The sequence below is a fragment of the Pseudoalteromonas sp. APC 3495 genome (assembly GCF_030407645.1).
In the GTDB taxonomy this organism is placed as follows: Bacteria; Pseudomonadota; Gammaproteobacteria; order Enterobacterales; family Alteromonadaceae; genus Pseudoalteromonas; species Pseudoalteromonas tetraodonis.
The window spans coordinates 1-25,652 of sequence record NZ_JASDDA010000019.1 but is presented as its reverse complement, the minus strand read 5'-3'; the positions used below and the strand labels follow the sequence as shown (position 1 = coordinate 25,652).

The 25,652-nt window shown below is 41.1% G+C and carries 23 protein-coding genes; 9 read left to right on the top strand and 14 right to left on the bottom strand.

Annotation, left to right across the window (positions count from 1 at the left end):
• Positions 1–25: 25 nt before the first annotated feature.
• Together QL984_RS09665 and pepB are read right to left on the bottom strand one after the other, a co-directional pair.
• Complete coding sequence (locus QL984_RS09665) at positions 26–592, bottom strand: phosphoribosyltransferase family protein (RefSeq protein ID WP_008111161.1); 567 nt, start codon at positions 590–592, stop codon at positions 26–28.
• A gap of 175 nt (positions 593–767) precedes the next feature.
• Complete coding sequence (gene pepB / locus QL984_RS09660; protein WP_128583339.1) at positions 768–2,066, bottom strand: aminopeptidase PepB; 1,299 nt, start codon at positions 2,064–2,066, stop codon at positions 768–770.
• A 269-nt stretch (positions 2,067–2,335) separates the two neighbouring features.
• Between pepB and sfsA the strand changes: the two genes are divergently transcribed.
• Entirely contained in the window at positions 2,336–3,055 is a 720-nt protein-coding gene (gene sfsA / locus QL984_RS09655) for a DNA/RNA nuclease SfsA (protein WP_128583338.1), read from the top strand.
• A gap of 42 nt (positions 3,056–3,097) precedes the next feature.
• Here the strand turns inward: sfsA and QL984_RS09650 are convergent, their stop codons facing one another.
• A complete protein-coding gene (locus tag QL984_RS09650; protein WP_290172562.1) occupies positions 3,098–5,647 on the bottom strand; it encodes a penicillin acylase family protein in 2,550 nt (849 codons plus the stop codon).
• A 144-nt stretch (positions 5,648–5,791) separates the two neighbouring features.
• On the opposite strand from QL984_RS09650, the gene QL984_RS09645 reads away from it, so the two are divergent.
• The 8 genes from QL984_RS09645 to QL984_RS09610 all read left to right on the top strand — a co-directional run bounded on the left by QL984_RS09645 (position 5,792) and on the right by QL984_RS09610 (position 12,387).
• On the top strand, positions 5,792–6,775 hold the full coding sequence (locus QL984_RS09645) for an AraC family transcriptional regulator (protein ID WP_128583336.1): 984 nt from the start codon (positions 5,792–5,794) through the stop codon (positions 6,773–6,775).
• A 222-nt stretch (positions 6,776–6,997) separates the two neighbouring features.
• Positions 6,998–7,441 (top strand): RNA polymerase-binding protein DksA, encoded by a 444-nt coding sequence (gene dksA / locus QL984_RS09640; protein WP_013465738.1) that lies wholly within the window; start codon positions 6,998–7,000, stop codon positions 7,439–7,441.
• Positions 7,442–7,454: 13 nt separating this feature from the next.
• On the top strand, positions 7,455–8,351 hold the full coding sequence (gene gluQRS / locus QL984_RS09635) for a tRNA glutamyl-Q(34) synthetase GluQRS (RefSeq protein ID WP_128583335.1): 897 nt from the start codon (positions 7,455–7,457) through the stop codon (positions 8,349–8,351).
• Positions 8,352–8,656: 305 nt separating this feature from the next.
• The gene (gene pcnB / locus QL984_RS09630; protein ID WP_024602358.1) at positions 8,657–9,955 is read left to right on the top strand and encodes a polynucleotide adenylyltransferase PcnB; all 1,299 of its coding nucleotides are present in this window, start codon (positions 8,657–8,659) and stop codon (positions 9,953–9,955) included.
• A gap of 3 nt (positions 9,956–9,958) precedes the next feature.
• Complete coding sequence (gene folK / locus QL984_RS09625) at positions 9,959–10,444, top strand: 2-amino-4-hydroxy-6-hydroxymethyldihydropteridine diphosphokinase (RefSeq protein WP_290172559.1); 486 nt, start codon at positions 9,959–9,961, stop codon at positions 10,442–10,444.
• 30 nt (positions 10,445–10,474) lie between these two features.
• Positions 10,475–11,269 (top strand): 3-methyl-2-oxobutanoate hydroxymethyltransferase, encoded by a 795-nt coding sequence (gene panB / locus QL984_RS09620; protein ID WP_016900473.1) that lies wholly within the window; start codon positions 10,475–10,477, stop codon positions 11,267–11,269.
• Complete coding sequence (panC, locus tag QL984_RS09615; protein WP_016900475.1) at positions 11,269–12,117, top strand: pantoate--beta-alanine ligase; 849 nt, start codon at positions 11,269–11,271, stop codon at positions 12,115–12,117. Before panB ends, panC begins: the two co-directional genes overlap by 1 nt.
• A 30-nt stretch (positions 12,118–12,147) precedes the next feature.
• Positions 12,148–12,387 (top strand): hypothetical protein, encoded by a 240-nt coding sequence (locus QL984_RS09610; protein WP_013465744.1) that lies wholly within the window; start codon positions 12,148–12,150, stop codon positions 12,385–12,387.
• Between the two features lie 68 nt (positions 12,388–12,455).
• Here QL984_RS09610 and QL984_RS09605 read toward each other — a convergent pair whose 3' ends face one another.
• From QL984_RS09605 to QL984_RS09555, 11 genes are all read right to left on the bottom strand, one after another.
• On the bottom strand, positions 12,456–13,424 hold the full coding sequence (locus QL984_RS09605) for a phosphate ABC transporter substrate-binding protein PstS family protein (RefSeq protein ID WP_013465745.1): 969 nt from the start codon (positions 13,422–13,424) through the stop codon (positions 12,456–12,458).
• A gap of 79 nt (positions 13,425–13,503) precedes the next feature.
• Positions 13,504–14,850: a phosphate regulon sensor histidine kinase PhoR gene (gene phoR / locus QL984_RS09600; RefSeq protein ID WP_128583333.1), complete on the bottom strand. Its 1,347-nt coding sequence runs from the start codon at positions 14,848–14,850 to the stop codon at positions 13,504–13,506.
• 93 nt (positions 14,851–14,943) lie between these two features.
• Positions 14,944–15,633, bottom strand: coding sequence for a phosphate regulon transcriptional regulator PhoB (phoB, locus tag QL984_RS09595; protein WP_013465747.1), 690 nt, complete (start codon positions 15,631–15,633; stop codon positions 14,944–14,946).
• 619 nt (positions 15,634–16,252) lie between these two features.
• Positions 16,253–17,317 (bottom strand): class II fructose-bisphosphate aldolase, encoded by a 1,065-nt coding sequence (gene fba / locus QL984_RS09590; protein ID WP_008111197.1) that lies wholly within the window; start codon positions 17,315–17,317, stop codon positions 16,253–16,255.
• 210 nt (positions 17,318–17,527) lie between these two features.
• Complete coding sequence (locus tag QL984_RS09585) at positions 17,528–18,703, bottom strand: phosphoglycerate kinase (RefSeq protein ID WP_036956590.1); 1,176 nt, start codon at positions 18,701–18,703, stop codon at positions 17,528–17,530.
• Positions 18,704–18,752: 49 nt separating this feature from the next.
• Entirely contained in the window at positions 18,753–19,766 is a 1,014-nt protein-coding gene (gene epd / locus QL984_RS09580; RefSeq protein WP_036956591.1) for an erythrose-4-phosphate dehydrogenase, read from the bottom strand.
• A gap of 174 nt (positions 19,767–19,940) precedes the next feature.
• On the bottom strand, positions 19,941–20,687 hold the full coding sequence (locus tag QL984_RS09575; protein WP_290172554.1) for an SIMPL domain-containing protein: 747 nt from the start codon (positions 20,685–20,687) through the stop codon (positions 19,941–19,943).
• A gap of 134 nt (positions 20,688–20,821) precedes the next feature.
• Positions 20,822–21,445: a 3'-5' exonuclease gene (locus QL984_RS09570; RefSeq protein ID WP_036956593.1), complete on the bottom strand. Its 624-nt coding sequence runs from the start codon at positions 21,443–21,445 to the stop codon at positions 20,822–20,824.
• Between the two features lie 5 nt (positions 21,446–21,450).
• Positions 21,451–23,289: a DUF294 nucleotidyltransferase-like domain-containing protein gene (locus QL984_RS09565; RefSeq protein ID WP_036956594.1), complete on the bottom strand. Its 1,839-nt coding sequence runs from the start codon at positions 23,287–23,289 to the stop codon at positions 21,451–21,453.
• A gap of 124 nt (positions 23,290–23,413) precedes the next feature.
• The gene (locus QL984_RS09560) at positions 23,414–25,138 is read right to left on the bottom strand and encodes a sodium:solute symporter family protein (protein WP_013465754.1); all 1,725 of its coding nucleotides are present in this window, start codon (positions 25,136–25,138) and stop codon (positions 23,414–23,416) included.
• A 10-nt stretch (positions 25,139–25,148) separates the two neighbouring features.
• Positions 25,149–25,412, bottom strand: a complete 264-nt coding sequence (locus tag QL984_RS09555; RefSeq protein WP_008464847.1) for a DUF4212 domain-containing protein — start codon at positions 25,410–25,412, stop codon at positions 25,149–25,151.
• Positions 25,413–25,652 lie beyond the last annotated feature (240 nt).

The following is a 25,652-nucleotide window of genomic DNA, read 5'->3' as shown; positions in this document are numbered from 1 at the left end:
CCTTTTTTATTGATCAAAATCACATTTACTTTTCAAGTAAAATATCGTGGATTTTAGCTAAATCAGATTTACCTTCAATAATTTCATCCGGCGTTAAACCTGATAATTCATGCGGGAATACTAACCATTCTTCAGATTCATGAATGTAGTAATCAGGCACTGTATCAACTTTTGAATTTTTTGGCTTGTAGTATGGACAAGCAATACGAATATCACGTGGTAAGTTTAAACGCATTAGCTCAGAGAGCTTCTCTTTTAACGCTACAATACTACGACCTGAGTCAAAAACATCGTCAACAATCAGTAAAGAGTCACCTGCATTTGCGTTTTCAACTATGTAGTGTAAACCATGTACTTTGATTTCTTTTGATTGCTTACCAATACCGTAATAAGACGAGGTACGAACCGCAATGTGATCCGTTTCTATGCCTTTGTAATCATAATATTCCTGAACCGCAATCCCAATTGGAGCACCACCGCGCCATATACCAATAATAAAATCTGGACGAAAGCCATCTTTATACACTTGTGCCGCTACGCGGAATGAATCTTCAAGTAATTGTTGAGCCGTGATATAGCACTTTTCTGACATAGTAAGGATCCCAGTGGTATGTATAATATTTGAGCGAGGTTTAAATAAAAATAGATGCCCAAACACGTAATGGCGAAGGATTTTACCGTAAATAAAACAAAATTGCTTGTTTGGCGGATAAAAAAATAGGCACCCTAAGGTACCTATTTTTTAACTAATGCGTAATCTCAGTAGATTATGCCTTTTCAAGTAGGGTACGTGCTACGGTGCGCATACCTTGTGTAGTTGCACCTGAAGCCCATTGACTTGTGCTACCACCCATATTAAATGCAGCAGCTAAATCGATGTGTACCCAGCCTTTGCCATCGTTTGGCACAAAGCGAGATAAGAAACCAGCGGCGTTAGATGCACCACCGAAACCACCGCCTTTTTGGGCGCGGCTATTTGCTGTATCCGCATACGGCGATGGGCAGTTTTGTTGATGCCACTTTTCAAGTGGTAATGGCCATGCGGCTTCCATTTCTTGTGACGCAAAGTCTTCCACTTCACGCACTAGCTCTTTATCAAGGGCAAACAATGCGTTGTACTCTTGACCAACAGCAACAAGGGCGGCACCAGTAAGGGTTGCCGCATCAATAATAAGTGGAGCGCCTGTCTCGCCTGCGGCCATTAAGCCATCAGCCAATACTAAACGCCCTTCAGCATCGGTATTTACAATTTCAACGGTTGTGCCATTTTTGTAAGTAAGAATGTCACCTAGTTTGTATGCATTACCCGAAATTAAGTTCTCTGCACAACATAAAAACAACTTAATACGCTTTTCTACGCCACGGCTAATTGCCAGTGCCAAACCTGCGGTTACCGTTGCTGCACCACCCATGTCGCACTTCATACCCAACATACCTTCGCTTGGTTTAATTGAGTAACCACCTGAGTCAAACGTAATACCTTTACCAACAAGTGCTGCGCTTACCGGTGCGTTCTCATCGCCAGTTGGGTTGTAATCAAGCTCAAGTAATACTGGCGGACGCTCACTACCACGACCAACGGCATGAATACCAATCCACTGCTGTTCTAATAGCGCATCACCTTTTATGATTTGATAGCTAACATGCTCTGGTGCAAGTGATTGAATAAATTCAGCGGCTTTTTCAGCTAAGCTCTCTGGGTATATGTCATCGGCGGTGCCATTGATCATTTCGCGCGCCCACGTTGCCGATGCTTTTAAATCAGCGAGTTCTTTAAGATCAGATTGTGCGTTATCAACAAACTCAACACCGTTTAGTACTTTTGGTGATACAAAGCCTTGGTAAAAAGCCCATTGGCTCTCTGTGCACCATACATCACCTTCAAGAACAACATTTTTAATGCCTTGATTTGCAATTGTACGACCCGCTTTTTGCACATTTTTTAATGTTTCTTGCTCAGATAAATGAACCGTTGCGCCGTGTTCGTTAAAAGATAATGACGCACTTTCGCCCCAATGCCTTGGTGCCAACTGCTCGCTTAATTGAACAACAAATTTTTCACTCATGTTAGAATATCCTTGCACTTAAATGTGCGGTTGAGTTTACTATAGAGCGCTTAAGTTCCCAACTGCTTGAGGTGAATAACCTCAACCTGCCTGTAAACCTCAATTTCACTTACCCTAAACTCAGGTTATTAAGTTTGCTAACATATTGAGCTATAAAAATATTTAAGTTTATTATCTCTAGAAAAAATGAACTCAACGCAGTTAGCGCTAAAACAACTACTTGAAATAAACTTATTATCCAGCGCTCAGGTTACATAAGGAAGTCATAAATGAAGTACACCCCGCCATTACAATCTGCCACTTTATTAAAGCGTTACAAACGCTTTTTAGCTGATTTAGAGCTCAGTGATGGCACTACTTTTACCGCTCACTGTGCTAATACGGGTAAGATGACGGGCTGTGCCGATGCCGGTTTTACTGCCTTTTATTCCACCAGCAGTAATACCAAGCGAAAGTACCCGCAGTCATTAGAGCTGACGCAAAATAATGTATCACAGCTTATTTGTGTAAATACCGCTATCGCCAATAAAGTGGTCGAAGAAGCACTTAATAATGAGGTTATTGATGAGCTTACAGGCTATCAACACATACAAAGTGAAGTGAAGTATGGCAGTGAAAACAGCCGCATCGACTTTTTACTTACCCACAGCAGCAAAGCCAATTGCTATGTTGAAGTTAAATCAGTCACGCTGCTGAGCGAAGATCGTCCACAAAGTGGTCAAGGCTACTTCCCTGACGCCCAAACTGTTCGTGGGCAAAAGCATATTCGTGAATTAATCGACATGGTAAAACAAGGGCATCGAGCGGTATTACTATTTGCAGTGCTGCACCAAGGCATCACACAAGTCAGTGCTGCGGTGCATATTGACCCAACCTATGCACAATTGCTTAGCGAGGCCATTGAGCAAGGCGTAGAAGTATTAGCTTATAAAGCACACATTTCAGCGAGTGAAGTTACTTTAATTGAAAAAGTGCCGTTTATTGACTAGGTAAACAGAGCGCCAGCATTCGTACTGGCGCTCAAAGTGTGCTTACTCTTTACTTATTGATAAATCCATTTCATTAATTAAATTTAGATTAATATCTGCATCTTTAAATAAGATGGGTCTTAATACTGGCGTATTTGAGTAAAAACGCGATTGATCATCAAAATGTTCTGAGCTTGAATCTGAACTCTGCGACATAGTCAGTAATCCTTTTGCCACAGGACCATCATCGGTAAAGTTCATCACAAACATCCAGCTCGATCCGTAATTAACAGGATAACCACTGGCTGTTAAATTTGACGCTAACGGTTTACCTGTTACCGCATCATCCAATGTTTGATGATCGATATATGGGATCACCGTAGAAAATGAACGACTGCTACTGCGATCAAAACGATACACATTAAAGCCTCCTTCCACACTCATTGGCCCACTCCAAGGAAGTTGCTCGCCTGAAGCAATGCCGCCTGCTAGCGTTTTTTCAACAAATTGCAGCTCACCTAAAGTACTGTTTAATGCCACGCCATTGCTTTGTAAATTAAGCACTGCATGCGCTAATGCCGTTAACGCAGAGCCATCGGCAAGTAAGGTATTTGGCGTATTTGCAGGGTTGGTCACATCAAAATTATCATATAAGTATTCATCACCATTAAATAAGTGAGCAAACTCTCTGATTAACGCAGCACCTTGTGTATCAAGGTTCATAGCGCCATTCCAGTCCTCTAACACGGCGCAGGCAGCTGTTAGGTCAATACTTGCTCCATTAGTTAGTGTAACCGGTGTTGCGCCACGCGCTTTACACTGGGCAACTAAATCATCAAATACTAATTCACCTAAATAGATACGATTGCCTACTAGCGCATTTTCAAGTTCAGCCAAATCAAACTTACTGTCTTCACCGCCTCCCTCTTTTATGAGCTTCAAACCCATACGGGTACGCAATGATAATGGCTGATGAACATCGCCATATTGCGCAGCAAAGCCCACAAGAGGTTGTTCAAGATTAGTAACCCAATAGCTGTCATTTGAGTTTTGTACGTAGTCAGTGCGACTTAGTTGGGGAGCTTGTTCAAAAGGCACAACGCCTTGCGGCTCAAATAACTTTAAGTTACCAGGTACTAAATCAAAGCCCGTCGACTCTCTAAGTGCAACCAATTCAGGTTGCAAACGAATTGCCATATTTGCGGTATCACTCAGTTTCAAAACGGTGCTGTCATCAACAAAAAAGACATTACCTTCTTTATCGCTGGCCATGGTGTTATTAAATGAAACGCCATCGTATTTAGCAAACGAGGCCTTCATCTCTTCTAAGCTGGTTGCTTGATTAATAGCTGACCACTGAGCAACCACATCCATATTAAATTCATTGGCATCTTTGATGGTAAATGCTTGGCTGTCGTTCCACCCTAAACCATTTGCGGCAGGTGTTTCAATCATTAAACCATGGTGGCTATAGTAAAACGGTTTGCTAAGTGTAATTGTGGTCCCTGGTGCCACCGTTACCTCAACGTTAATTGTTTTTGAAGTAATTTCATAATTATCACCTTCAACGCTGTAACCCATGCGATCATTTTCATTTAGTGCTAGCTGATAAATTAAAAAATGACGTGCTGTAGAAAAAGTATGGGTCCAAGCTATGTGCTCATTAAAACCAATATTGATCACTCCTGGCATCCCTTGCAAACTGCCCCCCATTACATTCATAGCGTTGGGAATGGTTAGGTGTGATTGCCAAAAGCGTAAATTGCCCTCATGAGGAAAATGAGGATTTGCTAATAGACCACCTTTACCATTGGCCATCATATCTTTACCAAGCCCCCAACCATTTGACCCTAAGTGATCAAATTTTTTCTCTAGCTTAAATTGCTTTGCTCGCTGATTAATATTGCCTACCATTGAAGACACAGCACTTGGCTGCTCTGACGTAGGCATTGGCAGATACTCATTCGCATCACCCGGGTTTGCTAAAAAAGCGAGCTCTAAAAAGTTAGCCGAGCTGGCTAGCTGCACTGTAGCCATAGAGTACGCCAACATATCTTGTGCTGTTAAACTGGTAACCCAAGGTGCAGAGGCACACTCCGGCGCTAAATTATCAACCCCCGTATCAGTAACGTATTTATTAAAGCCTTGCACAAACCCTTCAAAGTGCGCTCGGCTGTTCTCTTCTAATTGATCATAATTGGCTTGAGCATATTCATTCACACCCAAGGCTTTATAACCAAAGTCAGAAATTAAATGCGTTGAGTCGCCACTGCCTGGTACTTTATCTGGACCATAGTATTTCGAGCGTTCACCGCGCACTTTAATAATTTGATCCATCAATAGACACGCATGATCTTTAGCATAAGCATAACCACTACCAAACGCTAAGCTCTCTAAGTTATCAGCAGTGATATGCGGCACACCGAAGGTAGTCCAACGGATATTCGCATCAAGTTTATTATCGTCATCAAATGCAATTATTGGCGCGCTCGTATCTGGAACGGGATCAGGCACCACGACAATTGGTGGTGCAACGTTATTGTCATTGTCTTCGCTACAACCAATTAAAAGTAGGCTACTGGCGATACAAAGTGAGAGTAAATGGGGCTTCATTGTGGTGTTCCTTGTCATTATTATTGTTTAACTTTACAACCATGCCGTAAATACTTATTAAAATCTTGACCTCAAACGCACAAAATTGACTTTGCGCGCCAGTTAGGGCAGCTTAAACTTTAACCGTCTAGAAAAGGATATTTTATGTATTTTGTAAGTAGCCAAATTATTCGTTCTTTAACTAGTTACTTAGCTTCTCAAGGTCTGAATAAAGAACACTTACTTAATAATATTACTCAAGGAGGGCAGCAACTTAATAACAGTCGCTATAAATACCCGCTTGCTGATTACGAACAGCTCATGGCCATTGGCGCAAAACACTTAAATAGGAACACAGTAGGATTAGAGTTTGGTCAAGCGCTTAATGCGCAAAACTGGGGATTACTTGGGCATATTGCTTTAGTGAGTGACTCTTTATTAAGCGCATTACAACATGCTTTAAAGCTGCATACCTTAGTTAGAAACATTGGCACTATTAGCCTACATCATCACCAACAACACAGCAGCCTAGAATGGCACCCCAAAACACCAGTCACACACTTCATGGCAGATGAGCTTTTTAGTAGCTGGCTTGCTTTTGCTCAACAATGTTGTGAATGGCAAGCCCCGTTGATGCTCAGCCAAATAAAATTAATGCGCCAACAACCGCCCATCAATGAAGTTAAACAGTATCAAAGTGTATTTAACTGTCCTATTGAGTTTAATAGCACAACAAATAGCATGATCTTTGATAGCCAATTACTACACTGCTCACTAAAAGGCGCTAATAACGAGCTAGAAACTTTATTAGCCGCACAGGCTATTAACTATAACCACGAAGCTCAGTATATTAGTCAGCTCAAAGCGCTAATAACACAACACCTGCCAGAGCGTTTAAGTGTTCAGCAAGCTGCTCAGGCATTAGCGCTATCAACTCGCAGCCTACAGCGTTACTTAAAACAACAACACACCAGCTACAGCAAAATTATTGACGAAATATGCAAACAACAAGCCCTTATATTACTAAAACAAGGACTCAGTTCGTTAAACATTGCCACTGCGCTGGGCTTTTCTGAACAAAGCGCTTTTCAGCGTGCTTTTAAACGCTGGTATTGTATTACGCCTAAAAAATACTTAACCGAAAAGTAAAAGATAAGTTGTTTTTATTATTTTTGCCCACATAACAACGCCAGTTTATAAACCGATACTGTAATAAAAAAGTATAAACACTGCTTTTGCTACTTTTATATGGGTAAACAGGGTTGAAGCTAATTCGATTATTTAAAAATAAATTTGCCTAGGGTATGAGTTTCTGTTATTTATACCGCCGGCTAATGCTGAGGCATTAAATTAAGGATTTAGGAGAGAGTTATGCCAGACCAAAAAAGACATGGTTTATTGGCTCAAGCCGGTTTAGAACCATACCAAGAAAAACCGGGTGAAGAGTACATGAATGAAGCACAACGTGCTCATTTTAAAACAATTTTAGAAACTTGGCGTAATGATTTACGGAACGAAGTTGATCGTACTAAGTCACACATGCAAGACGAAGCAGCTAACTTTCCTGATCCCGTTGACCGCGCAGCACAAGAAGAAGAGTTCTCATTAGAGCTTCGTACTCGTGACCGCGAACGCAAATTAATTAAGAAAATTGAAAAAACAATCAACTTAATTAAAGAAGACGAGTTTGGTTTTTGTGAGTCTTGTGGCATTGAAATTGGCATTCGTCGTTTAGAAGCACGTCCTACTGCTGATTTATGCGTAGACTGTAAAACACTTGCCGAAATTAAAGAAAAACAAGCTGGACGCGGCTAATTAAGTTATAGCCATGTCTTCTACAGCCGTTACCGCGCAAGTATCTGACTATCGCGGCCGATTTGCACCGTCTCCGTCGGGGCCGTTACATTTTGGCTCACTTGTGGCGGCTGTAGGTAGCTACCTAGATGCAAAAGTTAACCAAGGGAAATGGTTAGTACGCATTGAAGATATAGACACCACTCGCGTTGTTAAAGGCGCAGCCACCGATATCCTAAATACCTTAGACGCCTACAGCCTTAATTGGGATGAAAACGTTGTGTATCAAACACAGCGTCTTACTATTTATCAAGATGCAGTAAACTCACTGTCAAAACAACAGCTTATTTATGCCTGCCAATGCTCTCGTAAGCAAATAAAAGCGCTAGGTGGAATTTATCAAGGGCAATGTAAACATAGCCAACTCAGTGAACAGGGTCATGCCCTTCGCTTAACTCAATGCCATGCAACTGTGACTTATAACGACCTTATTCAGGGGCGTATTGACGTTGACCCTACTCTGGCCCATGAAGATTACATTATAAAACGTAGCGACGGTTTATTTGCCTATCAACTGGTGGTGGTTATTGATGACATTGAGCAAGGGATCAATCGAATTGTACGAGGCGCTGATCTACTTGAACCTACCGCCCGTCAAATAAGTCTGTTTAAGCAACTTAATAACCCTATTCCAGAATTTGCTCATTTACCTTTAGCGGTAGCAAAACCTGGATTTAAACTCTCTAAACAAAATTACGCCCCCGCTATTTGCAAACAAAATCCCAAACCGACTTTGATAGCGGTATTTAACTTTTTAGGTTTGCCAACCCACGACCAACTTATGGATTTAACCACAGAGCAATTACTTGCTTGGGGCGTGGCACATTTTAACTTAAGCCGCGTTCCCACTACGCGTGAAATACAGATTTAACGCTCTTTCGCGGATTGGGTATAACAAATTCAAATAAAATCGTTAAAAATGGCTTAATTTCAGCACTGCAACTTAATTTTTCCACCTTGCTGGTATATGATAGCCGCCTAAATATATGCTAATTACATAAAACAGTAAGTACAGCTCTATGAGAAGGTACTTGTTGTCATTTTGATTGCAATGGCGAGTCAATCAACCGCTTCTCTAGGAGACAGACTATTATTTCCAAGCTTTTTCAATTTTGTCGACAAATTATCGGCCCGAATGCCAGTGCCGAAGATGTCGCAATCAGCAGTGAACCGTTGGTGATCCCTCGAGGTGAGCATGGTATTTCTCGCAAACAATTTAGCCCAAATGCAATCAAAGTACTCTATCGCCTAAAAGATGGTGGCTATGATGCCTACTTAGTTGGTGGTTGCATTCGCGATGTATTGTTAGGTCAACAACCCAAAGATTTTGATGTTGTAACCAATGCAACCCCTGAGCAAGTTAAAAAACTGTTTCGTAACTGCCGTTTAATTGGCCGCCGCTTTCGTTTAGCGCACATTGTTTTTGGTCGTGAGATTATTGAAGTGGCCACCATGCGCGGCCATCACGAAGCACAAGAAGACAAAAATCAAATTAGCCAATCAAGCGAACATGGGCAACTACTTCGCGACAACGTATTTGGCAGCATTGAAGAAGATGCCGAGCGTCGTGATTTTTCAATCAATGCCTTATATTACTCAATCAATGATTTTTGTATTTATGATTACGCCAATGGTTTAGCGGCCATAAAGGCAAAACAAATTGAGTTAATTGGCGACCCTGAAACACGCTATCGTGAAGACCCCGTGCGTATGCTTCGTGCAGTGCGCTTTGCTACTAAACTCGATATGCAAATAGCACCTGCAAGCGAAAAGCCAATAACCGCTCTAGCTAGCTTGCTTGATAACATTCCACCGGCACGTTTGTTTGAAGAAATACTCAAGCTGTTTTTAAACGGCAAAGCACAACAAAACTTTTTAATGCTGCGCAAATACGGGTTATTTAAATCGTTATTCCCAGAGCTTGACCGCATTTTAGATAAAAACCCAGGCGGGCTTGAAGAAACCTTCATCAAGCAAATGTTTGCAAACACTGACATTCGCATTAATGCAGAGAAAAAAGTCACCCCTGCGTTTGTATTTGCAGCGTTACTGTGGTTTCCATTGGTTGAACGTACTGAAAAAATTCGACGTCAAGAACAACTCTCTGAATACGATGCCTTTGCCCAAGCAATTAATAAAGTACTTAGTGAGAACGCTCAGCATATTGCAGTACCAAAACGCTTTACGTTAGGCGCCCGTGATATTTGGCATATTCAACAACGTTTAGACAAACGTGCAGGCCAACGTGCCTATCGCTTAACACAACAGCCTCGTTTTAAAGCCGCTTATGACTTTTTATTACTGCGTGTTGATGCCGGTGAAACTGAGCATACAGAGCTTGCACAGTGGTGGACACAGTACTTGAGTCAAGATATTAATGGCCAAAAAGAAATGGTGCGAGAGCTAGGCCATCAAGGTGGACCAAAACCACGTAAGCGTCCTCGTCGGCGCACCACTAAAAAACCAGCTGAGTAAATAATGCAACGTGTCTATTTAGGCTTAGGTGCCAACCTTAATACACCTAAAAAACAACTTGATGATGCTGTTGTTGCACTTAAAAACTTGCCTAACAGCGAGTTTATCGCTTGCTCACACTATTATGCGAGCAAGCCTATGGGGCCACAAGATCAACCCAATTATGTGAACGCAGTTGCCTGTATCAATACCTTCCTACAGCCAGAGCAGTTACTTGATTTAACGCAAGCCATAGAGCTGGAGCATGGTCGAGTCAGAAAGGCTGAGCGCTGGGGCGCACGCACACTGGATATTGATATTTTATTATTTGGTGAGCAGGTTATAAATACTAAACGTTTAACGGTGCCTCATTACGGGTTAAACGAGAGAGAATTTGTTGTTTACCCGCTGCAAGAAATTGCACCCGAACTTATTTTACCAAGCGGCGCATCTATCAAACAGATAGCAAATACCCTACCGCTTAACGACTTACAACAATTACCGCTGTAATTAACTAAGGCTTATGTCTGCGAGAATATTATGTCTAAAATAACCGTTTCAACTTTGAATAAAATGAAGGCTGAAAGTAATAAAATCACTGCGTTAACAGCTTATGATGCCAGTTTTGCTAAGTTATTTCATGAGAATGGCGTTGAAGTTGTTTTAGTCGGTGATTCTTTGGGAATGGTATTACAAGGTGGCGATGACACACTCGCTGTGACAAACCAAGAAATTGCGTACCATACTCGTTGTGTTCGCGCTGGAAGCCGTGACCTATTTGTTATTGCCGACCTACCGTTTATGACCTATGCAAATCCAAATGATGCGTGTAAAAATGCCGCAGAGTTGATGCGCGCAGGTGCTAATATGATCAAGCTTGAAGGTGGCGAATGGCTGCATGACAGCATTAAATCACTTACTCAGCAAGGTATTCCGGTGTGTGGGCATTTAGGGCTTACGCCGCAATCTGTGCACGTATTTGGTGGTTTTAAAATTCAAGGCCGTGAAGAAGCACAAGCACAAAAAATTATTGCCGATGCAAAAGCATTAGAGGCAGCGGGTGCTCAACTACTCGTGCTTGAGTGTATTCCAAGTGCCTTAGCAAAACGTATTACTGACTCATTAAGCATTCCGACTATAGGGATTGGTGCGGGCAATGTAACCGATGGCCAAATTTTGGTTATGCACGATTTAGTCGGTATTTCTGCAGGCTACATTCCTAAATTTTCAAAAAACTTTTTACTCGAAACAGGCAACATGCCTGCCGCTGTTAAAAAGTATTGTAACGATGTTAAAAGCGGCGTTTTTCCAAGCGCTGAACACGAGTTTAAATAATGCAGTCAATCACTGAAATTAAATCATTACGCAGTCAAATAAGAGCTTGGCGCCAAGCGGGTTTAAGTGTTGCACTAGTACCTACTATGGGTAACCTGCACCGCGGTCACTTTTCGTTGGTAGAAAAAGCAAAAACACTGGCCGACAAAGTCGTTGTTAGTATTTTTGTTAACCCGATGCAATTTGGTGCTAACGAAGATCTAGACAATTATCCGCGTACCTTAGATGCCGATAAACAAGGTTTAGCCGATCTTGAAACGGATATTTTGTTTATCCCCAGTGTAGAGGCTATTTACCCAAATGGCTTAGGGGTGCAAAGTTTTGTTGATGTACCAGGTATTTCGATGGGCTATTGCGGCGGCTCACGTCCTGGTCATTTTAAAGGTGTAGCAACAGTTGTCACTAAACTATTTAACTTAGTCCAACCTGATTACGCCTGCTTTGGTGAAAAAGACTTTCAGCAGCTGCAAGTTGTTAAAACAATGGCCCGTGATTTGTCGATACCAGTAGAAATTATTGGTGTGCCAACGATGCGTGAAGTTAGCGGCCTTGCCATGAGCTCACGCAATGGGTATTTATCAAGTGATGAAAAGCAAACCGCTACGATTTTATTCAACACTTTAAATCACTGTGCGCAGCAACTAAAAAGCGGAAATAAAGCGTTTGCTACTCTTGAAGCTGATGCTAAAGCGACTTTAGAAAGCGCAGGGCTAAAACCAGATTATTTTTCGATAGCTCAACGAGATACATTAAAAGCTGCTACACTCGAAGATACACGATTTGTTATTTTAGCTGCCGCCTTTTTAGGAAGTGTTAGATTAATCGACAATATACAGGTTGAAGTTTAATACTGGTGTAGCCTCACTTTAAGGATAAGTATGAAAACTTTTATTAAAACCACTCTAGTGGCTTTTTCTTTTGCAGCATTGGCAGGGTGCCAAAGCCAAGCAGGTAATCCAGCACTTAACCAATGCGCTCAGCAAAGTTATCAATGCGAAACCAGCTGTGAACAACAAACAACCACCGATAGCCTTAAGTCACAGGTTTGCTCATCTAAATGCATCGAAGCGTATAATCAATGCAAAGTACAAGCTGAAAACTTAAGTAAAGCTGACTAATATCAATTGGCATAAATTGTAAACCAAAAAAAACCGCTCATTTGAGCGGTTTTTTAATTATTAGCGGTTTATTTTAAGCCTAACTTTTTCAACTCAACTTCAACTAGCTTTGCAGAAAGTGGCACATAACCATCTTTTTCTACAATTTTTTGACCTTCTTGCGAAAGTACCATCTTTAAAAACTCAGCTTCAACTGGGCCAAGTGGCTTATTTGGGTGTTTATTTACATAAACATATAAGAAACGTGAAAGTGGGTATTTACCTTGAGCTACGTTTTCAAGCGTGGCATCAACAAAGTTAGTACCTTTTTTAGATAACGGAACAGTACGTACACCCGATGTTTTATAACCAATGCCAGAATAACCAATGGCATTTAGTGATGCTGAAATTGACTGTACAACAGAAGCTGAACCCGGTTGCTCGTTCACGTTATTACGAAAATCGCCTTTACATAAGGCTTTCTTTTTAAAGTAACCGTAAGTCCCTGATACTGAGTTACGTCCATATAATTGCACGTCTTTTGCAGCCCAATCACCTTCTAGACCAACATCACTCCAGCGGTTTACTTGCTCTGGTGCGCCACATTTACGTGTTGATGAGAAAATAGCATCGATTTGGTCAATACGCAGCCCTTCAATTGGGTTATCTTTATGAACAAATACCGCCAATGCATCAATTGCTACACGTACTTGTGTTGGCTTATAGCCATAGCGCTTTTCAAATGCTTCAATTTCTTTCGACTTCATAGCACGGCTCATTGGACCTAAATTTGCCGTACCTTCTGTTAATGCTGGTGGCGCAGTAGACGAACCTGCCGCTTGAATTTGAATATTTACATTTGGGTAAATACGCTTATATTCTTCAGCCCAAAAGGTCATCATGTTGGCTAACGTATCAGACCCTACCGATGAAAAGTTACCTGATACACCGCTAATTTTTTGATACTCAGGCATACCGTCTTCTAATGCTACTGCTTGCGCAGATACAAATGTTGTAACAGCCACACCCATTGCGGCAACTAAGTTTTTAAATTTCATTTTGGGGTTCTCCAGTTTGTTCGTCCCATTTCCTAACTGCGGTTCACTCTAAAGTGAGTACATGACAATGGTGTGACTCTTAAATGACACTTTTATGACTAGCAGTATTACTCGTCACTAATGGCGAAATAGAGATCAGCCTATCGCTTGAAAACGCAAAAGAAAAACAGGAGCCTTTACCCAGTTCACTGTTAATTTTTAATTGGCTACCATGGCGAGTAAGTACATGTTTAGTAATTGCTAAGCCTAATCCTGAGCCACCTGTGGTGCGGCTTCTGGCTTTATCGACCCGATAAAAACGCTCAGTTAAGCGATTTATATGCTCTGGTGCAATACCATCACCATTATCAGTAACACTAAAATATGCCTGTTCATTGTTGCGCTGCCAACACACCTCAATTTTACCACCTGACTTAGTATAATGAATGGCATTAAATACTAAGTTTGAAAACGCACTTCTGAGCTCATCCTCAGCACCGGTAATATCAAGTGACGCATCAATATTAAAAATAAGTTGATGGCCTTTATCTTGATTTATAGACTGTGCTTCAGTTTCAATCAGTTTTAGCAATTGCGGTACATTTACTGCCTTATCATTACTGTGGCGTTTTGCGCCTTCAATACGTGATAACGAAAGTAACTGATTCACTAAACTATCCATGCGTTTACATTGTTCTAGCATGGTAGTTTGTGCTTTATTCCACATTGCAGGCGGAGGGAGCGAATCACTGTCGAGCATTTCAAGGTAGCCGGTAACAACCGTTAAAGGGGTTCTGAGCTCATGAGACACATTAGCAACAAAGTCTTTACGCATCTGCTCAAGCTGCTTTAAACGGGTTACATCGCGTACTACCACCAATAACTGAGTATTAGCATAAGGCATCACCCTAAATTCAAGAACTTGCTCAACACTGTGGCCACTTTCAAGCTCCAGTGCATCACTAAACTCTTTACGGCGCATATATTTAGCAAATTTAGGATCGCGAATGAGGTTATCTAAACGCTGACCATGATCAACCGGCCATTGTAACCCTAACACTTTGAGTGCAAGTTGATTACACCACACAATTGATAAATCGTTTTGCAATACAACAACAGCATCAGGCACCGCCTCAGCACCGTCACGAAAACGGCGTATCAGCTCTGCCAGTTCGTTACGCTTTTTACGATTACGATGTTGCAGCTGATAGATGCCTTCAAATACTTGCTCCCACGATCCTTCACCTTCTGGTGGGTTAAAACTGCGCTGGTTATGCAGCCAATCACTTAACCGATAAAGTTGATGGTAATGCCACATAAGTAGCGAAAAAGCGCCCAAAAACAACATCAAAAATGGGGCACCAATAAGCACCCCAATTAAAAGTAAAGGTATAAAATAGACAAACAGCCGCTTTGTTAGCGCCTGCTTGTTAATAACTCGATACATACACGCTCTTTACCTTATAAACGCTAGCAGACAAGTTGACTGAACTAGGTTAATAGATTGCTACTTAACTAAGTAAGCTTAATTGTAAGCACACTATAGTTTACTCGAAAAGCGATAACCAGCTCCGCGTACCGTTTGTACTAAGCGGTCATGTCCAAGCGTAGCAATCGCTTTACGCAAGCGACGAATATGAACATCTACGGTTCTGTCTTCAACATACACATTCGTGCCCCATACATGATCAAGCAGTTGCTCACGGCTGTAAACACGCTCTGGATGGGTCATAAAAAAGTGTAACAGTCTAAATTCGGTTGGCCCCATATCAAGCTCACTGCCCCCTGAGGTAACACGATGCGAAATAGGGTCCAAGCGCAGGCCATGCACTTCAATTGCTTCTTCTAAAGAGGTAGGTGCTACTCGGCGAATAACCGCTTTAATACGCGCCATTAACTCTTTAGGTGAAAACGGCTTAGTAACGTAATCATCAGCGCCCACTTCTAAACCGCGTATTTTGTCTTCTTCTTCACCGCGAGCAGTCAGCATAATGATAGGGATTTGGCGTGTGTGTTCATTTTGTTTGAATTTTTTAGCAATTTGAATTCCACTACCACCAGGTAGCATCCAATCGAGTAACACCATATCTGGATAAGGTTCGACCATTGCGGCTATTGCAGAATCATAATCTTCTGCCTCAATGGCTTGAAAGCCATTTTGTTCTAAAACAAAAACCAACATTTCCCTGATAGGTGCTTCGTCATCAACGACTAATACTTTACGTGACATTCCAATTTATCTCTTAGGCTATTGAGTAGGTTTCATTATTATGACTAAGTATGACATTTTTATTAAAGTGTAACGTCTAAATTAAAATGAGACTAAAAAAAACACAAAATAGTAACAAAAAATTGAATATGTCATATTTTTACCATCTTGAGCAGTAAATAAAAAAGTGGTTTGCAGTAAAGTGAGTCGTTATTAAAGGCACTATTTATGATATTAACTTGGGATCATCAAATTACTAACTAGCAGCTATTTTTAGGCTTAATAATAAAAGTCGGCACCTATTTAGATCAGGTTTATTATGATCTTAAATACAAGGATCAGAGTTTTATCAAGCAGATCCCTTTTCGGATCACTATTTTACCCACTAACAAAGCTAAACCAATGATTTACTGTGTGATTTTTATCCATTAATTATGATATTCGACACTTAAAAGTACAAAATGCGTCACTTTAAGCCCTTCACTTAGTAAAGTAATGATCCCAGATAAGGTTAGTTAGTAATCGAGTGATCCCAGATTTATCGGTAAGTAAAATACTGATCTCTTACAGATCAAAAAAGCCAGTGCGTAAGCAACTGGCTTTTTATAATGAGTGCGAGAGTATCGCCGTTATTGGCTCATTATTTTATTTTTGGGTTTAACTCACCGCTTAAGTATTTAAGGTGCATTTCATCTAATGAAATTGGCTTAATTTTACTTGCTTGACCCGCCGTACCAAACGCTTCGTAACGAGCGATACAAATATCAGTCATTGCTTGGGTTGCAGCAGCTAAAAACTTACGTGGGTCGAAGTTAGACGGGTTCATCGCTAAATGACGACGAATCGCACCGGTAGACGCTAAACGTAAGTCAGTATCAATGTTTACCTTACGCACACCATATTTAATACCTTCAACGATTTGCTCAACTGGCACGCCGTAAGTTTCTGGAATTTCGCCACCGTATTGGTTAATCACTTCTAACCACTCTTGTGGAACAGAAGACGAACCATGCATTACTAAGTGGGTATTTGGTATACGCGCGTGAATTTCTTTAATACGATCAATCGCTAAAATGTCATCGGTTGGTGGACGAGTAAATTTGTAGGCACCGTGTGATGTACCACAGGCAATAGCCAGCGCATCAACATGGGTTTTATTTACAAAGTCTGCCGCTTCTTCTGGATTTGTTAGCATTTGCTCAGTGGTAAGTTTACCCTCAGCGCCAACACCATCTTCTTCACCCGCTTCACCAGTTTCAAGTGAACCTAATACACCTAGCTCACCCTCTACAGATACGCCACACGCATGCGCCATTTCAACTGTTTTACGTGTTACATCAACGTTATAATCGTAGCTTGAAGGTGTTTTACCATCGCTCATTAATGAGCCATCCATCATTACTGATGAAAAACCTAGCTGAATTGAACGCTGACATACACCCGGTGATGTACCATGATCCTGATGCATAACCACTGGAATATGTGGCCATTCTTCAACTGCAGCTAAAATCATATGACGAATAAAAGGTGCACCGGCATACGCACGTGCGCCCGCAGAACCTTGTACAATAACTGGGCTGTTTGTTTTATCAGCCGCTTCCATAATTGCACGCATTTGCTCTTGGTTATTTACATTAAACGCGGGTACACCGTAACCATGCTCTGCGGCATGATCGAGAAGTTGTCGCATACTGATTAAAGCCATTGGGTATTCTCCAATTTATCGGTAGTTATTTTACTACCTAGTTTGAACGGATTTGTTAGTTTGGCGCAATCACTGCGCCATGAATTAAAAGGCAAATGGCCTAAAATTCATATTATTAACGACTAAATAAAAGTGAGAGGTATTTACTCGTTAATTGTAGCAGATGTGGGATTAGCACATCTGCTTTACGGCTAGCTAATACCATAGGTATTATTTAGCGCGTGATTCTAGCATTGCAACTGCAGGTAGTTTTTTGCCTTCTAAAAACTCTAAGAACGCACCACCACCTGTAGAGATATACGATACTTTATCACTAATGCCATACTTATCAATTGCCGCTAGGGTGTCACCACCACCAGCAATAGAAAATGCGCTTGAATCAGCAATCGCTTTTGCAATAGCGCGAGTGCCATTACCAAATTGATCAAACTCAAACACACCCACTGGGCCATTCCATACAACAGTGCCCGCATTAGCAATAATTTTTGCAAGTTTGTTTGCTGTATCAGGGCCAATATCAAAAATCATATCGTCGCTGGTAACTTCGCTTACATCTTTAAGTGTTGCTACAGCTGATTCTGAGAATTCATTACCCACAACAACATCAGTCGGTACTGGAATTTCACCATTGTTAGCTTTTGCTGCTGCACATAAGCGATTAGCTTCGTCCATTAAGTCAGCTTCAAAAAGGGACTTACCTACAGGATAACCTGCAGCGGCAATAAAGGTATTAGCAATACCGCCACCGGTAACAAGCTGGTCAACAATTTTAGATAACGAATCAAGTACGGTTAACTTAGTTGACACTTTAGAGCCACCCACAATCGCCACTAATGGGCGTGCTGGGTTATCAAGTGCTTTGCCTAGCGCTTCAAGTTCAGCCGATAATAATGGACCGGCACACGCTACATCAGCAAATAAACCTACACCATGCGTTGATGCTTGTGCGCGATGCGCAGTACCAAAAGCATCCATTACGTACACGTCACATAATGCAGCTAATTGCTTTGATAAGGTTTCGTCGTCTTTTTTCTCGCCTTTATTAAAACGCACGTTTTCAAAAACAACGACTTCGTTATCTGCAACATCAACGCCGTTTAGGTAATCTTTTTCTAGGCGAACTGTTTGCTCAAGTGCATTATTTAAGTAATCAACAACCGGAGCCAATGAAAACTCGTCTTCGTATTGCCCTTCCGTAGGACGGCCAAGGTGTGACATAACCATCACTTTCGCGCCTTTCTCTAACGCTAGTTTGATAGTAGGTAACGCAGCACGAATACGTGCATCTGACGTCACTTTTCCTGCTTTAACGGGTACATTTAAATCTTCACGAATTAATACGCGTTTGCCGTTTAAATCTAAATCTGCCATTTTAATGACCGACATGAACATCTCCTTAGTTAACGATACTAAACCAATAAATACGTTTTAAATATTACTTAAATGCCATCATAGCACGCGCGGTATCGAGCATGCGATTCGCAAATCCCCACTCGTTATCACACCAAACTAGTAATTTTATCAGCCGTTTATGACTAACACGTGTCTGTGTGCCATCTATGATACAAGAATGTGGGTCATGGTTAAAATCAACCGATACCAACGGCTCTTCGGTGTAACTTAAAATACCTTCAAGGCGGTCTTTAGCTTGTGCTTTAAGCGCATTATTAACCGCACTTAAATCTACATCTGCATTAACCGTGACACTTAAATCCATCGCCGTCACATTAATGGTCGGTATACGGACCGCAATGGCCTCAAAGCGACCTTTAAATTTAGGTAAAATACGGTCTATACCACGGGCTAATTTTGTATCTACAGGAATAATAGACTGGCTGGCGGCACGAGTTCGGCGTAAATCATGATGATACGCATCAATCACTTGCTGATCGTTCATTGACGCATGAATGGTTGTAATAGCACCTGATTCAATGCCAAAGGCATCATCGAGTACTTTAATAACAGGAACAACGCAGTTGGTGGTACACGAGCCATTAGAGACAATAGTATGCTCGCTTTTAAGCTCATCGTCATTAATACCGTAAACAATAGTGGCATCAACATCATTATCCGCAGGATGTGAAAACAGCACCTTTTTTGCGCCCGCAGTCAAATGTAACTGTGCATGTTCACGCGAGTGATAAACACCCGTACATTCAAGCACCACATCAACATCTAACGTTTGCCACGGTAATTCAACTGGATTTTGTTCACAAAATAACGCAATGGTGTCATCAGCTACGCTAATGGTGTCTTCACCTAGTTTAACTGGAAAAGCAAAACGACCATGAGAGGTGTCGTATTTTAATAAATGGGCAATAGCTTCAGGGTCGGCTAGTTCGTTAATTGCAACAATTTTGATCTCGTCGCTTAAGCCTGATTCGTATAGTGCACGGACAATATTTCGACCAATACGACCAAAACCATTAATTGCAAGTTTGATTGCCATGAAATATAAAATCCACTCTAGTTACGTACAGAGAAAGGCAGCGTCGCCTTTTAGATGGCGGTATTGTAATCGACCTTGCCTGTGATTATAAGAGCCAAGCATTAGAAACTTTAAATTAACGCCATAATCAACACGCAATGCGCTTTTACTTTTAACTCGGCTTTGCGATATTTGCTATTTTAGTTTTAAATCAAACACCACGTTTATTGATGCTTTAACGCTTATTCTTGCACCTAAATATCGCTGCTGCGTAAATGGGTTCTCGTTATTTCTAGCAGCCATGCTATTTCTGTGGCTAGATAAAATAATGTGCTTAACACCGCCCGCGTCATAATCGTAATCTGAGCTGCCGGAATTTGCACTGATACTGTAAACGTTGCCAAGTTCAGCGCCAAAAGCTTGAGCGAGCTTATTTCCCTTCGCTTTTGCGTTATCGATTGCTAATTGTGTTGCCTCTGCCTCTAACTGATTAACTTTAGAGGATAAACCATTAATTTTTTCGATATTGTCTATTTTTAAGCTTTGAGCAAAATTAATAAATTCATCGACTTTTTTAATATCTTTTAATGTGACTTTAACTGTTTTCAGGGCTAAATACTTATCGCCTGAAACAGTCCCAGATTCTGTACCAATCATAGTGTATACCTTGCTTTTTAAACCAGATATATAAACATCGTCTTGGCCAAAACCGTATTTGTCTGATTGTTCAAGTAACAAGCTAATCCGGCCATCAAGCTCACGTTTAGCCTCAAGGAATGTATCTTCAGTGCTTTTTACTTCAAATATAATTTGAGCCATATCAGGCTCAACAAATACCTCAGCTGACCCCTGCACTGCAATGTGACGATTAGCTGGCACGCTTGAATTAGCAAAAGTAATAAGAGGGAATAAAGTAATAAAAATAGCGATGATAAGTTTCATATTCGTTCCTTGAATTCATAATAAATCACACGTTCCCATAATTATACAAATAAAAACAAAAGTAAACTGCCTCATTAACCAAGTATTTATGCATTCTTTATAGTTAGGTTGGGTTTCGCTTCGCTCTGCCCAACCTACGTCAACTCGCCTACTTTGAGCTCCTTACCGGCGCTTATTTGATGGCATTGGGCTAATAACAACTCAGCAGTAGCTTGTGCATCGGTAAGGGCGTGATGACAATGATAGCTTGGTAAGTCGTAGCGTTTACGACATTCATTAAGAGTTAAATCGTCTAATTTTATATCTGAGCTATGTTTTAGCAGACGCTTTTTTTCTATTTGTAAGGTATCGATAATCAACTTGGGGCGCTGGGTGATCCCTGCATTTTTTAGTGCTAACTTTAAAAAACCCCAATCGAGCATGGCATTATGAAATACTAAAATGCAGTCACTAAAGTGAGCACTTAAAGACATTAAAATACTCTGTAGGCTTTGCCCTTGTGCCACCGAGTCAGTACTAATGCCGTGAAAAACAGGGCTTTGCTCTAGACTTTTAACCTCTTTATTAACGATATGCTGCGATTGACTGTTTTTGATACATTGATTCTCAATCAGTACCCAAGCAACCGAGACAATTTCATGTTGTTTAGGATCAAGCCCTGTTAATTCCAAATCAATCACTAAATAACGTTGCTTTAAAGCACTTTGCGCAAGCAAATGACGACGCTTTAAGTATCGCGTAATAAGCAGCTTAACCATTATTGTTACAAACTCCCACGCGCAAATTTAAACGCCGCGCCTTGCTGCGCTTGTTTTACTAGGTAAAACGCTTCTTTAAGCTGATGACGTTCTAACGAATTGAGTTTGTCTGGGTTAATGCAATTACTAGGTAACCCTTCTTCATTTATTTGCGTGCGCAGCCGAAGTTGAGTTAAAAATCGCCAACAATCTTTTAAATTATAAATATCTTCTTTGCTTAGCAATGAATACTTTAATAAGGCGTCTAATCGCTCTTGGGTGTTAGCACGGCGGATGCCTACTTTTAATGCATACAGCCTTGCCAGATCGTTAATGATCACCACCCCGCGCTTTTTAAGATCGATGTATTTGTGATGCTGATCGGTTTTTTCAGTTTTAAAGTTATTAAATAAACCAATCGGCGCGCTGTTGGTATTCACATCGCTGGCCATTGCCGCATAAAAAAGATCGTTGCGAGAAATATGAGTTAACTCTTCACAAAACTGGCTATAAAGTGTGGTGGATCCTTCAATAAAACGCAGATCAAAAAATATTTTACAGTTGAGCATTGCCTGGGGTGTGGGGCTGGTGATCCACTTTAAAAACTTCGCCCGCCAATCACTAACACTCATTCGACACGCATCACTGCTGGCCATTATGTTACCAGGACAACGACGAATGCCGCACTCAACTAAGTTTTCACAAACAAATTCGCCCATCTGTTTAAAATATGCGTGCTGTTCATCGTTTAGACCATCAGGTAATAACAAGCCATTATCTTGATCTGAATGCAGTGTTTGCTCTTCGCGCGCTTGAGAGCCAAAACAAATAAAACTAAAACTGGTTGGCGCGGCGCCATGGTGTTGTTGAAATAAAAAAATTAGCCGCGAGGTCAACGCATCGGTTAAACCACTGAGTAACTTTCCGATCAGCGAAATATCATCAATATTATTTGAAAACCCTTTTAATAACTCAGGAATTTCTTTCGCGTAACGTTTTAAATCAGCCACATTATGGGCCTTGTAAATACGACCAATTAGCTGCACTGGGTCGCTTTTTTGTTGGCGTAGTAAGTCTGTACTGGTGATCATTCCTAGCGGTTTGTGGTTTTCGTCAAGCACAGGTAAATGATGAATATTATGCTTAAGCATTAAGTGCAGCGCTGAAAATACGCGGTTATTTTCAAATATAAACTTAGGCTTATTGGTCATAATACTATTGATAGCTTGCGCGGGATCCACTTCATCAGCAAGCACTCGGTTACGTAAATCCCGATCTGTAACTACCCCAACAAGATGCGAATTTTCGGTGATCATCATTGATGAAATCCCATGCTCTTGCATTTTTTTAGCACTATGACGGATGCTGGCATCGGGAGGCAGCGTAATCGCTTTGCGAGTCATGATCTCTGATATTTTACGCTCAGACCAGCTGTCGTTATTGCTTTTATAATGTGATGACAGCAATCGATTAGCATGAGCACGAACAAAGTATTGCTCGAATGCTTTATATTCTCGACGTAAGTAATCAAAATCCGTTTGGTCGAGCATATAGACAATGCCCTCTTTTTGTACTTCTAAACTGTTTTGTATTGAATCTCCCGTCAGTAACGAGGGATAACCAAAGTAATCACCTTGAGTTAAACGCGTTACCGTATCGCCTTTGGCATCGACTAAATCGTATAACCCGGAACGAATTAAAAATAATTTAGGCTGTTCACTGTTAAGCCATTGCGTTTGGTTTTCTCGGGTCAAATAAATACTATCGAGATGGTTAACAAAATAACTGCAGGCGCTGTCCTGTAACATTGAAAATGGTGCTTGCTTGTTAATAAACTGCGCGACTTCCTGTTGCTCACTACTCATAAATCATCCTCAATAAAAAAGCGACTTAACCTGAAATATAGTTATTTAATGTAGTCATTATTTAAACAAATAAAAAGCCCGACTTAAGTCGGGCTTTGATGCGTTATATCATTAGATATATGGATTAGTGAGCATGCGCTTCACTAGACCCTTTAGGATTACGAATACCTTCAACCATTTCTTGAATTTCAACTGGTGTCGGTTGAGTCATTTTCATAACACCTGCAGCTACTGCAAAGTTAATGATCATGCCTACTAAACCAATCCCTTCAGGTGAAATACCTAAGAACCAATTTTCTGGGCTATTAAGCTCTGGACTCACAAACTTGAAGTAGATGATGTATGCAGCAGTAAAGGTGATACCCGTTACCATGCCTGCAATTGCACCATGTTTATTCATTGATTTAGAGAAAATACCCATAATAATTGCAGGGAAGAAGCTCGCCGCCGCTAAGCCGAAGGCAAAGGCAACAACCGAGGCCACAAATCCTGGCGGGTTAATCCCAAAGTAAGCGGATATTACAATAGCAATCATCGCTGCCAACCTCGCTGCAAGTAATTCTTGCTTGTCGGTTATATCCGGTTTGAGTGTCCGTTTAAGTAAATCGTGCGATACTGAGGTTGAAATAACCAATAGTAAGCCCGCTGTAGTCGATAGTGCCGCGGCAATACCACCAGCAGCAACGAGTGCAATAACCCATGCTGGTAAGTCGGCAATTTCAGGGTTCGCTAGTACCATAATATCGCGGTCAACGTTTACTTCGTTCGCGCTATTAGGGTCAGTGATTTTACCTGATGTGTAAAACATTTTGCCGTCACCATTTTTATCATTAAAGGTGATTAGGCCCGTACGTTCCCAGTTTTTGATCCATGCAGGCGCATCTGCATACGCTGTGCCGCTACCGTCTTTACCATTAATGGTGTCAATCATGTTTACACGGGCAAACGAAGCTACTGCGGGTGCTGTTGTGTAAACAATAGCAATAAATACCAGTGTCCACGCCGCTGAAATACGTGTGTCCTTTACGCGAGGTACAGTGAAAAAACGAACAATTACATGTGGTAAACCAGCAGTACCCACCATAAGAGCACCTGTGATTGCAAATACATCAATCATGCTCTTCGAGCCTTCAGTGTATTGCCCAAAGCCCAACTCAGTACTTAAACCATCTAATTTATCCAATACATACATGCCTGAACCATCACTTAGCGTGGCACCAAACCCTGTTTGTGGAAAAAAGTGACCGGTTGCCATCATCGAGATGAAAATAGCCGGTACTAAATAAGCAAATACCAGTACACAGTACTGCGCAACTTGCGTGTAAGTAATGCCTTTCATGCCACCAAGTACAGCATAAAAGAAAACAATTATCATGCCGATGTAAACGCCGGTTTCAATTTCAACTTCTAAGAAACGCGAGAACACCACACCCACACCACGCATTTGACCCGCAATGTAAGTAAAACAAATAAAGATGGCACATAAAATAGCCACTAAACGCGCAGTACGTGAGTAGTAACGATCCCCGATAAAGTCTGGCACAGTAAACTTACCGAATTTACGTAAATAAGGCGCTAAACACATGGCCAGTAGTACATAACCACCCGTCCACCCCATTAAGTAAACACTACCGTCATAGCCAGCAAACGAAATAATACCAGCCATTGAAATAAATGACGCAGCACTCATCCAATCCGCAGCAGTTGCCATACCATTGGCTAGTGGAGGTACACCACCACCGGCAACATAGAATTCATTTGTTGACCCTGCACGAGCCCAGATTGCAATGCCGATATAAAGCGCAAAGCTTAAACCGACGATTATAAAAGTGAGTATTTGAACATCCATTGCTTAGCTCCTATTCGTCTACGCCATATTTTTTATCTAACGTATTCATTTTGAAAACGTACACAAAAATCAAAGCTACAAAGGTATAAATCGCGCCTTGCTGGGCGAACCAGAAGCCAAGTTTAAACCCAAAAAAACGTACTTCATTTAGTACATCTACAAGTAATATGCCAAAGCCAAAAGAGACCACAAACCATACCGCTAATAACTTAAACAGTAATGAAATGTTTTCTGCCCAATAAGCTTTTGCTTGTTCTTCATTTTTAAAAGCCATTTTTATTTTCCCCTTTAAACATCGCAAGATTACGATGGGTGGTTTTTTATATTCGTTAATCAATTTAGCAACGCTACTCAAATATTGAATTGCGACAATAGTCGTAACAACATGTTAACGTTTTCGTAAACTGTAGGCGCTTAATTAGTAAACAACAAGTGAACTACTTTAATTTCAGTAAGTTAATTAATTTATTTGCGAGGTGTTTACGCCAATTTTTGAGTCAAGCGTGGGAATAAG

Excerpts from the sequence above, each read along its gene's own strand:
- QL984_RS09665 (WP_008111161.1), bottom strand. The coding sequence starts at position 592 with ATGTCAGAAAAGTGCTATATCACGGCTCAACAATTACTTGAAGATTCA.
- pepB (WP_128583339.1), bottom strand. The coding sequence starts at position 2,066 with ATGAGTGAAAAATTTGTTGTTCAATTAAGCGAGCAGTTGGCACCAAGG.
- sfsA (WP_128583338.1), top strand. The coding sequence starts at position 2,336 with ATGAAGTACACCCCGCCATTACAATCTGCCACTTTATTAAAGCGTTAC.
- QL984_RS09650 (WP_290172562.1), bottom strand. The coding sequence starts at position 5,647 with ATGAAGCCCCATTTACTCTCACTTTGTATCGCCAGTAGCCTACTTTTA.
- QL984_RS09645 (WP_128583336.1), top strand. The coding sequence starts at position 5,792 with ATGTATTTTGTAAGTAGCCAAATTATTCGTTCTTTAACTAGTTACTTA.
- dksA (WP_013465738.1), top strand. The coding sequence starts at position 6,998 with ATGCCAGACCAAAAAAGACATGGTTTATTGGCTCAAGCCGGTTTAGAA.
- gluQRS (WP_128583335.1), top strand. The coding sequence starts at position 7,455 with ATGTCTTCTACAGCCGTTACCGCGCAAGTATCTGACTATCGCGGCCGA.
- folK (WP_290172559.1), top strand. The coding sequence starts at position 9,959 with ATGCAACGTGTCTATTTAGGCTTAGGTGCCAACCTTAATACACCTAAA.
- panB (WP_016900473.1), top strand. The coding sequence starts at position 10,475 with ATGTCTAAAATAACCGTTTCAACTTTGAATAAAATGAAGGCTGAAAGT.
- panC (WP_016900475.1), top strand. The coding sequence starts at position 11,269 with ATGCAGTCAATCACTGAAATTAAATCATTACGCAGTCAAATAAGAGCT.
- QL984_RS09610 (WP_013465744.1), top strand. The coding sequence starts at position 12,148 with ATGAAAACTTTTATTAAAACCACTCTAGTGGCTTTTTCTTTTGCAGCA.
- QL984_RS09605 (WP_013465745.1), bottom strand. The coding sequence starts at position 13,424 with ATGAAATTTAAAAACTTAGTTGCCGCAATGGGTGTGGCTGTTACAACA.
- phoR (WP_128583333.1), bottom strand. The coding sequence starts at position 14,850 with ATGTATCGAGTTATTAACAAGCAGGCGCTAACAAAGCGGCTGTTTGTC.
- phoB (WP_013465747.1), bottom strand. The coding sequence starts at position 15,633 with ATGTCACGTAAAGTATTAGTCGTTGATGACGAAGCACCTATCAGGGAA.
- fba (WP_008111197.1), bottom strand. The coding sequence starts at position 17,317 with ATGGCTTTAATCAGTATGCGACAACTTCTCGATCATGCCGCAGAGCAT.
- QL984_RS09585 (WP_036956590.1), bottom strand. The coding sequence starts at position 18,703 with ATGTCGGTCATTAAAATGGCAGATTTAGATTTAAACGGCAAACGCGTA.
- epd (WP_036956591.1), bottom strand. The coding sequence starts at position 19,766 with ATGGCAATCAAACTTGCAATTAATGGTTTTGGTCGTATTGGTCGAAAT.
- QL984_RS09575 (WP_290172554.1), bottom strand. The coding sequence starts at position 20,687 with ATGAAACTTATCATCGCTATTTTTATTACTTTATTCCCTCTTATTACT.
- QL984_RS09570 (WP_036956593.1), bottom strand. The coding sequence starts at position 21,445 with ATGGTTAAGCTGCTTATTACGCGATACTTAAAGCGTCGTCATTTGCTT.
- QL984_RS09565 (WP_036956594.1), bottom strand. The coding sequence starts at position 23,289 with ATGAGTAGTGAGCAACAGGAAGTCGCGCAGTTTATTAACAAGCAAGCA.
- QL984_RS09560 (WP_013465754.1), bottom strand. The coding sequence starts at position 25,138 with ATGGATGTTCAAATACTCACTTTTATAATCGTCGGTTTAAGCTTTGCG.
- QL984_RS09555 (WP_008464847.1), bottom strand. The coding sequence starts at position 25,412 with ATGGCTTTTAAAAATGAAGAACAAGCAAAAGCTTATTGGGCAGAAAAC.